General features: G+C 67.7%; 8 protein-coding genes. All 8 read left to right on the top strand.

What is annotated here, in order from left to right; all coding sequences use genetic code 11:
* Window positions 1-99: 99 nt before the first annotated feature.
* Window positions 100-1,011, top strand: coding sequence for an SMP-30/gluconolactonase/LRE family protein (locus AC1DZ6_RS12890; protein ID WP_477097572.1), 912 nt, complete (start codon window positions 100-102; stop codon window positions 1,009-1,011).
* 107 nt (window positions 1,012-1,118) lie between these two features.
* Window positions 1,119-1,910, top strand: coding sequence for an SDR family NAD(P)-dependent oxidoreductase (locus AC1DZ6_RS12885; RefSeq protein ID WP_477097571.1), 792 nt, complete (start codon window positions 1,119-1,121; stop codon window positions 1,908-1,910).
* Between the two features lie 272 nt (window positions 1,911-2,182).
* Window positions 2,183-4,606, top strand: coding sequence for an FtsK/SpoIIIE family DNA translocase (locus AC1DZ6_RS12880; RefSeq protein WP_477097570.1), 2,424 nt, complete (start codon window positions 2,183-2,185; stop codon window positions 4,604-4,606).
* 100 nt (window positions 4,607-4,706) lie between these two features.
* Window positions 4,707-4,940 carry a hypothetical protein gene (locus AC1DZ6_RS12875; RefSeq protein ID WP_477097569.1) on the top strand — a complete coding sequence of 78 codons (234 nt, stop codon included), beginning with the start codon at window positions 4,707-4,709 and terminating at the stop codon, window positions 4,938-4,940.
* Window positions 4,941-5,154: 214 nt separating this feature from the next.
* Window positions 5,155-5,808, top strand: a complete 654-nt coding sequence (locus AC1DZ6_RS12870) for an outer-membrane lipoprotein carrier protein LolA (protein ID WP_477097568.1) — start codon at window positions 5,155-5,157, stop codon at window positions 5,806-5,808.
* A 258-nt stretch (window positions 5,809-6,066) separates the two neighbouring features.
* The gene (locus AC1DZ6_RS12865; protein WP_477097567.1) at window positions 6,067-6,873 is read left to right on the top strand and encodes an exodeoxyribonuclease III; all 807 of its coding nucleotides are present in this window, start codon (window positions 6,067-6,069) and stop codon (window positions 6,871-6,873) included.
* 5 nt (window positions 6,874-6,878) lie between these two features.
* On the top strand, window positions 6,879-7,115 hold the full coding sequence (locus AC1DZ6_RS12860; RefSeq protein WP_477097566.1) for a hypothetical protein: 237 nt from the start codon (window positions 6,879-6,881) through the stop codon (window positions 7,113-7,115).
* A gap of 129 nt (window positions 7,116-7,244) precedes the next feature.
* Window positions 7,245-7,934, top strand: coding sequence for an FABP family protein (locus AC1DZ6_RS12855; RefSeq protein WP_477097565.1), 690 nt, complete (start codon window positions 7,245-7,247; stop codon window positions 7,932-7,934).
* Window positions 7,935-8,406: the final 472 nt, after the last annotated feature.

Here is an 8,406-nt window from a genome sequence, read left to right as displayed (position 1 = left end):
AAGCGGAGCCTCGAAGGACGCAAGGCGCTTGCCCCTTCATTCAAACGCCCGTTTACTCCCGATGCGCGCCCGCTAGAGGCGTCATCCAGGGAGAGATGCATGCAGCTGGAACTCGTCACCGAGGGTCTGCAATTCCCCGAGGGTCCGATCGCCATGGCCGACGGCTCGGTGATCCTCACCGAAATCCAGGGCCAGGTCCTAACCCGGGTGCATCCAGACGGGCGCAAGGAGACAGTGGCGCAGGTCCCCGGCGGTCCCAACGGCGCGGCGATCGGCCCGGACGGCGCGATCTATGTCACCAACAACGGCGGCGCCTTCCAGTTCATCGAGATGGGCGGCCTCAACGTGCCCGGCCCCACCCCGCCCAGCCATCAGGGCGGCTCGATCCAGCGGATCGACATCGTCACGGGCAAGGCGACCACGCTCTACACCCAATGCGACAGCAAGCCCCTGGTCGGGCCCAACGATCTGGTCTTCGACAAGCAAGGCGGCTTCTGGTTCACCGACCACGGCTGCAGCACGCCCGAGGGCCGCAAGTACGGGGCGCTGTACTACGCCCTAGCTGACGGCTCGAAGATCACGCGCTGGCGCGACCACTTCGTCTCGCCCAACGGCGTGGGCCTCTCGCCCGACGAGAAGACCGTCTACATGGCCGACACCATGCTGGGCCGGCTGTGGTCGTTCGACATCGCCTCACCGGGCGTGCTGGCCGACCCCGTCCCCCTGCTGCCGGGCAATGTGGTTTGCAACCTGCCGGGCTACCAACTGCTGGACAGCCTGGCGGTCGAGGCCGACGGCAAGGTCTGCGTGGCGACGATCATCAATGGCGGCGTCACCGCCTTCGCGCCGGACGGCACGACCGAGCACTACGCCGTGCCCGACGTGATCGTCACCAATATCTGCTTCGGCGGGGCCGATATGCGCGACGCCTGGATCACGGCGTCCGGGACAGGCAAACTCTACAAGGCGCGCTGGCCGAGACCGGGCCTGAAGTTGAATTTCAACGGCTGAGTTCGATCGACCTGTGAATTGACGTCACAAGCCATGTGCCTGGCGCTGGCATGGCTCAGCTGCTCGCGCGTCCTTAGCTAGGGGCTCGCAAGCAATGGAGTCCTTCGATGGATCTCAAACTCAAAGACAAGACCGCGCTGGTGACCGGCTCGACCGCCGGCATAGGCCTGGAAATCGCCCGCACCCTGGCCGTGGAGGGCGCCAAGGTGTTCGTCACCGGTCGCGCCCAAGCCAAGCTGGACGAGGCCRTCGCCGACATCCGCGCCTCGGGCGGCGCCGACGTCTCGGGCGTGCTGGCCGACGCCGCCACGGCGCAGGGCGCCGAGGCCATCCTGAAGGCCGTCCCGCAGGTCGACATCCTGGTCAACAACCTCGGCATCTACGAGATGAAGGCCTTCGCCGACATCACCGACGCCGATTGGCTGCACCTGTTCGAGGTCAATGTGATGAGCGGCGTGCGCCTGTCGCGCGGCTATTTCCCGGGCATGCTGGCGCGCAACTGGGGCCGGGTGATCTTCATCTCCAGCGAGTCGGGCCTCGCGATCCCCGGCGAGATGGTCCACTACGGCATGACCAAGAGCGCCCAACTGGCGGTGGCGCGCGGCATGGCTCAGCRGACCAAGGGCACCGGCGTGACGGTCAACTCGGTCCTGCCCGGCCCGACCCGCGCGGCGGCTATCGCCGATTTCCTGAAGAGCGTGTCCAGCAATCCCGACGCCTCGCCGGAGGAGCACGAGACCGAGTTCTTCACCCAGCACCGCTCGGCGTCGTTGCTGCAACGGATGATCGAGCCGCAGGAAGTGGCCAGCCTGGTGGCCTATGTCGCCAGTCCGCTGTCGGCGGCCACCAACGGGGCGTCGCTGAAGGTCGAAGGCGGGTTGGTGACCACGATCGCGTGATCCAAGCATAGGGCTCGTCCCTCCCCCTYGTGGGGAGGGTGGCGGCGAAGCCGACGGGTGGGGTTCGGCGCAGGGCGTTGGGACAGGGGTCAAACCGCTGACTCAGCAGGCCCCCACCCGACCCTGGCGCTGCCAGGGCCACCCTCCCCACGAAGGGGGAGGCAAGGTGATCCGCCGCGACCTCAAACCACATCGCCGCCCCCTCATCGTAAACGCCCCTTAACCCTCTTGGGGCAAAACATCGGGGTTCTACGAGTGCAAGGTGACTTCTGATGGCGCGAGCGGCGCGGCGATCGAGCGTTGAACTGGTCTGGGACGCGGTCCGCTACGGCTGGGCCCAGCCGTGGTCGGCGCGGTTCCGGGGCGGGGTGATCTGCGTCGTGGGCGCGGGYCTGCTGCTGTCGGTCGCCACCTACAACGCCGCCGATCCCAGCCTGAACGCCGCCACCGGCTTGCCCGCCACCAACGCCTTGGGCGGGGCCGGCGCGGCCCTGGCCGACGTCGTCATGCAGTCGATGGGCCTGGCCGGCTGGATGGCCGCCGCCCTGATGCTGGTGTTCGGCATGTCGCGCGTCACCCAGCCCGATCCCGCCGCGCATCGTCGCGACCTCCGGGTCCGAGCCGCCGTCGGGGGCCTGGGCCTGCTGGCCCTGGCCGGCCTGCTGGCCGCGCCGCCACGTCCGGCCGCCTGGCCGCTGGCCAAGGGCCTGGGCGGGTTCTGGGGCGACGGTCTGCTCAACATGGTGGCCGGCGTGCTGGGTTTCGCCCGCCTGCCCGCCGCCCACCTGATCGCCGCCCTGCTGCTGCTGGTCGGCGCCGTCGTGGCCCTGGGGTATGCGATCGGCGTCCGCCGCATCGATCCCGAGGCGATCGGCGACATGATCCATGGCCTGATGCAGCCGCGCGAGCGCGCCGCCGCGCCCGTCTCTGCGCCTCAGCCTGAACCCGCCGCCCGTCCCCGCGCGCCCCGCAAGGCGGCCGCGCCGGTCATCGAGATCGAGCCCGAGGCCCCCGTCGCCCGCAAGGCCGGCAAGCCCGCCAAGGCCGCGCCGCCGCCGGTGGAAGACGACGACGCCTTCGAGCCCAGCTTCGAGCCTCGCCCCCTGGCCATCGCCCAGCCCAAGGTGCCGGGCAAGTCCAACGCCCGCGAGCAGCGCGAACAGCAGAAGGCCTTCGATTTCGACGCCGAGGGCGGCTTCCAGCTGCCCGAGCTGTCCATGCTGGCCAAGCCTAAGCCCCGCTCGGCCGAGTTCGACGAGGAGGCCCTGCGCCAAAACGCCCGCCTGCTGGAAAGCGTGCTGGCCGAGTTCGGCGTGCGCGGCCAGATCGACCAGATCCGCCCCGGTCCCGTGGTCACCATGTACGAGCTGGTGCCCGCCGCCGGCACCAAGACCGCCCGGGTCGTCGCCCTGGCCGACGACATCGCCCGCTCGATGAGCGTGATCTCGTGCCGCGTGGCCGTGGCCCAGGGCCGCAACGCCATCGGCATCGAGATGCCCAACTCGCGCAAGGAGACGGTCTATCTGCGCGACCTGCTGTCCAGCGCCGACTACGACAAGGCCACCCACAGCCTCCCGATGGCCCTGGGCGAGACGATCGGCGGCGAGACCTACATCGCCGACCTGGCCAAGATGCCCCACCTGCTGATCGCCGGCACCACCGGCTCGGGCAAGTCGGTCGGCGTCAACGCCATGATCCTGTCGATCCTCTACAAGCTGCCGCCCGAGAAGTGCCGCTTCATCATGATCGACCCGAAGATGCTGGAACTCAGCGTCTATGACGGCATCCCGCACCTGCTGGCCCCGGTCGTCACCGATCCCAAGAAGGCGGTCGTCGCCCTGAAGTGGACCGTGCGCGAGATGGAGGACCGCTATCGCCGGATGTCGAAGATCGGCGTGCGCAACATCGCCGGCTTCAACGAGAAGGCCAACGAGGCCCTCGAGAAGGGCGAACATTTTGAACGCACCGTGCAAACGGGGTTCGATGACGCCGGCCGCCCGATCTACGAGACCGAGAAGATCCGCCCCGAACCCATGCCGTTCCTGGTGGTGGTCATCGACGAGGTCGCCGACCTGATGATGGTGGCGGGCAAGGACATCGAAGGCGCCGTCCAGCGCCTGGCCCAGATGGCCCGCGCCGCCGGCATCCACCTGATCATGGCCACCCAGCGCCCGTCGGTCGACGTCATCACCGGCACCATCAAGGCCAACTTCCCGACCCGGATCAGCTTCCAGGTCACCAGCAAGATCGACGCCCGCACCATCCTGGGCGAGCAGGGCGCCGAGCAGCTGCTGGGCCAGGGCGACATGCTGTACATGGCCGGCGGCGGCCGCATCACCCGCCTGCACGGCCCGTTCGTCTCGGACGGCGAGGTCGAGGCCGTGGCCAAGTTCCTGCGCGACCAGGGCATTCCCAACTACCTGGAAGAAGTCACCGCCGGCGGCGACGAGGAACAGGAAGAGGCCATCGAGGGCGCCTTCGCGGGCGGCGACGGGGCCAACGACCTCTACGACCACGCCGTGGCGGTGGTCACCCGCGACCGCAAGGCCTCGACCAGCTACATCCAGCGCCGTCTGCAGATCGGCTACAATCGCGCCGCCTCGCTGATGGAGCGGATGGAGAAGGAAGGCGTGGTCGGCGCCGCCAACCATGCCGGCAAGCGCGAGATCCTGGCTCCGCCGCCCCCGCCCATGTAGCGGCGTCACGGCCGAACTGGATCGTTACGGCGCCGCTTGCGTTGTAGAGCTTGCGACGGTCGAGGCCGTCGCTTCGCCCTGCCCAAACGGAGTTTCGACCATGACCCGACCGCGCACCCCGCTCCTGGCCCTGACGCTTGTGATCGCTATGGCGGGTTTGAGCGCCTGCGACAAGGAAGCCGGGCGCAAGCAGGAAACCGTCGGCAAGGTCGAGTCCGGCCTCGGGACGATCGTCGGCGACAAGGACCTGAAGACACAAGGCAAGAGCGACAAGATCGCCGGCAATGTGAAGCAGGGCGACCTGAAGGGCGCCGTCAAGGACGCCAAAAACTGAGGCCGCCCCACGACCTGAAACCTCGGCCGTTCGGCGGCGTTTCTCCTGCCTCCAACCTTCCGAACCTGAACGACGCTTCATCGGAGCGCCGGAAAATGGTCGCGAGACGGCCTTTCGTCCGACGCGCGGGCAGGGCAAAGGTTGGAGGCATTGTTGACGGGCGTTCCGCTCGCGAAACCGCTCATACTTTCGCCGAACGCCCTTGGGAGATCGCATGACCACCACGACCCCGACCCGCCGTCTCGTGCTCGCCGCCGCCGGTTTCGGCCTGGCCGCGGCCCTGAGAGCACCGGCGCTCGCCGCCCAGCCGCCGGCCGCGAAACTGTCGATCGAGGACCAGGCCCTGGTCGACAAGGCCACCGCCTATATCCAGACCCTGGGCTCGGCCAAGGGCCGGTTCGTCCAGACCGACGCGCGCGGGACCCAGACCCAGGGGACCTTCTACCTGCAGCGCCCCGGGAAGGCCCGTTTCGCCTATGACGGCCCGGCCGGCCTGCTGGTCGTCAGCAACGGCAGCGCCGTCAACATCTTCGACCCCCGGCTGAAGACCTTCGAGAGCTATCCGCTCAGCCGCACGCCCCTGGTCCTGCTGCTGGCCCGCGAGGTGCGGCTGGATCGCGGCGTGACCATCACCGGCGTGCGCAAGCTGTCGGACGGCTTCACGATCAACGCCGTCGACGCCAAGCGCCAGACCCTGGGGCGCATCGCCTTGGACTTCAGCAACGCCCCCGCCCTGATCGGCTGGACCGTCACCGACGTGAAGGGCGGCGAGACGCGCGTGCGGCTGATCGACTTCGAAAAGACCGCGGGCCTGGACCCGAAACTTTTCGTGCTGAATGACCCGAGGCGCCGCGTCGGCAAGCCCTAGTTGTGTTTTGGCTGTTTGACACAGCCGAAATGCGACAATTTCACAACATGCAAGATGTTAACGCGATTGTTCTTGACTTAGATTCCTGGCGTGGCAGATTTAACACGCATGGCGAGGAGCGCCCGACCCGCTCTTCGCAACCGTGCCGGATCTATCCCCTCCCGGCGGCGGCATGAGAGACCCGACTTTCGCCCAGACGCTCATGCGTCTGGGCGTTTTTCGTTTTGGTCGACGCTCTCCAAGCTCTAGAGGAACGGCATGCGCCTCCGTATCGCCACCTGGAACGTCAATTCCGTCCGCCTGCGCGCCGAGCAGGCCGCCCGCTTCGTCGACGAGCAGGCGCCCGACGTGCTCTGCCTGCAGGAGATCAAGTGCCAGGAGGGGGAATTCCCCCGCGAGGCCTTCGTCGCCATGGGCCTGCCGCACATCAAGATCATGGGCCAGAAGGGATGGCATGGCGTGGCCATCGCGTCACGCCTGCCGCTGGAGGACGCCCCGGTCCTCAACGCCTGCCGCGAGGGCCACGCCCGCTGCGTCTCGGCCAAGGTCGCCGGCGTCGAGATCCACAACTTCTATATTCCGGCCGGCGGCGACGTTCCCGACCGGGCCGTGAATGCGAAGTTCGACCACAAGCTGGACTTCTACCAGACCCTGACCGCCGAGATGAAGAAGCGCGATCCCAAGGCGCCGCTGATCCTGACCGGCGACCTGAACGTGGCCCCCGGCGAGAACGACGTCTGGAGCCACCGCCAGATGTCCCGAGTCGTCAGCCACACCCCCATCGAGCTGGAAGCCTTCGAGGGCCTGATGAAGTCGATCGACTTCCTCGACCTGCCGCGCCTGGCCACGCCCGAGCCGGAAAAGCTGTTTTCCTGGTGGAGCTACCGCGCCGCCGACTTCCGCAAGTCCAACCGCGGCCTGCGCCTTGACCACATCCTGGCCAGCCCCGGCCTGCGCGATGCGGCGTTCATCGACGGCAAGGTGTCGTCCAAGGTGCATGACACGGTGCGGGAGTGGGAGCGCCCCAGCGACCACGCCCCGGTGACGGCGGATTTGCTGGTCTAGGAGCGATGCTGGACGGCGCCGAATATCGAACGGTCTGCACGCTCTACAGCGAGGATGGCAAACGCGCGGCCGAGATCCGAGAGTTCTCCAACGGCGAGACCTATCTGGTCGAAAGTGAGCGGTTTGAAGACACCGCATTCGTCGACCGACACTCAGGCCGCATGGTTGGCCCATTTGCGTCGCCAGAGCACGCAGAACGATTCATCGTCGCCACGGAATGGTTCGTTGGCCAGAGGGGCTAGCTCCAAAATCCTATCCGAACTCGACATCCAAACCCTTCGCCTGCCCAGTCCGCGCCAACTTCCCTTTTTCATCAGCGTCGGCCCATCCCTTCCTAACGCGCCGCCAAGCTTCACCGGAACACGGACACGATGATCGACTTTCCCGACGACATCTTCACCGAGCCGGCGGACGTGAATCCCGACGCCCTGGCCAATCTGGGGCCGCTGACCCCGCTGGCCGGCGTGTGGGAAGGCCGCAAGGGCGTCGACTTGAATCCCAAGGCCGAAGGGCCTGAGCGGCGCGACTATCTCGAGCGCATCGAGATCCACCCCATCGACCCCCAGGCCAACGGACCGCAGTTGCTGTACGGCCTGCGCTACCACGTCCACATCGTCGCCTCGGACGAGGACACCACCTTCCACGACCAGATCGGATACTGGCTGTGGGAGCCCGCCACCGGACTGGTGATGCAGACCCTGGCCCTGCCGCGCGGCCAAGTGGCCCTAGCCAGCGGCCGCGCCGCGCCCGACGGATCGGGTCTTGTCGTCCGGGCCGAGCGGGGCGGTCCCGGCTATGGGATCTGTTCCACCGATTTCCTGGAATGGGCGTTCCGGACCGACTCCTACGAGCTCGACGTGTGTTTCAACGCCGACGGCGGCTGGTCTTACGTGTCCACCACCCTGCTCCAGGTGCGCGGCCGGTCCGCGCCGTTTCGCCACGTAGACCGCAACACGCTGCACAAGGTCGGCGAACCCCGTCTCAATCCCTCGGCGCGGATCGCGGCGGGCGAGACCCTGGCGCGGGCTCATGGGTTCGCGACGATGGGTGGGGCGGAGTAGGGCGGCTTTCACCCTCTCCCGGAGGGAGGGGTTCGGCGCGGCCCTCCGCCGGCAGGCTATCGCATATGACCAACAACGGTTGTCATCCCGGACGAGCGCGCAGCGCGCCCACGGACGGGCCGAGGGCGTTCGCGGGGATAGACGGCGCTCAATCCCCGCCAATCGCGCCAAGAACCTCAACCCTTCCAACGCCCTGCAAAATAATCAGCGTCACAACCTCCGCCGCGCTCAGACCGGCCGCATACTGAACGGGTCTCCATCACGGGGAGGGCTCTTGGTACCGGCCCAAGCAGGCGATGGAGATGGAACCGAGCGGGGCCGCCTGGCYTKGCGATCGGGTCGCGGCGGGCGGCGGGCTCAGAAGGCTCCAAGGCCTGGCGGGGGCGATGGCGGGACAGGCGGGTTGACGGGGCTGGGAGTTCAAACCGGCCTGTTCGAGGATCAGTCGGAGTCGCCGACGGCCCCTTCCGGG

The sequence above is a fragment of the Caulobacter sp. P1_B12_2 genome (assembly GCF_056406675.1).
This window is presented reverse-complemented; position numbering and strand designations above follow the sequence as displayed.

Excerpts from the sequence above, each read along its gene's own strand:
- AC1DZ6_RS12890 (WP_477097572.1), top strand. The coding sequence starts at position 100 with ATGCAGCTGGAACTCGTCACCGAGGGTCTGCAATTCCCCGAGGGTCCG.
- AC1DZ6_RS12875 (WP_477097569.1), top strand. The coding sequence starts at position 4,707 with ATGACCCGACCGCGCACCCCGCTCCTGGCCCTGACGCTTGTGATCGCT.
- AC1DZ6_RS12870 (WP_477097568.1), top strand. The coding sequence starts at position 5,155 with ATGACCACCACGACCCCGACCCGCCGTCTCGTGCTCGCCGCCGCCGGT.
- AC1DZ6_RS12865 (WP_477097567.1), top strand. The coding sequence starts at position 6,067 with ATGCGCCTCCGTATCGCCACCTGGAACGTCAATTCCGTCCGCCTGCGC.
- AC1DZ6_RS12860 (WP_477097566.1), top strand. The coding sequence starts at position 6,879 with ATGCTGGACGGCGCCGAATATCGAACGGTCTGCACGCTCTACAGCGAG.
- AC1DZ6_RS12855 (WP_477097565.1), top strand. The coding sequence starts at position 7,245 with ATGATCGACTTTCCCGACGACATCTTCACCGAGCCGGCGGACGTGAAT.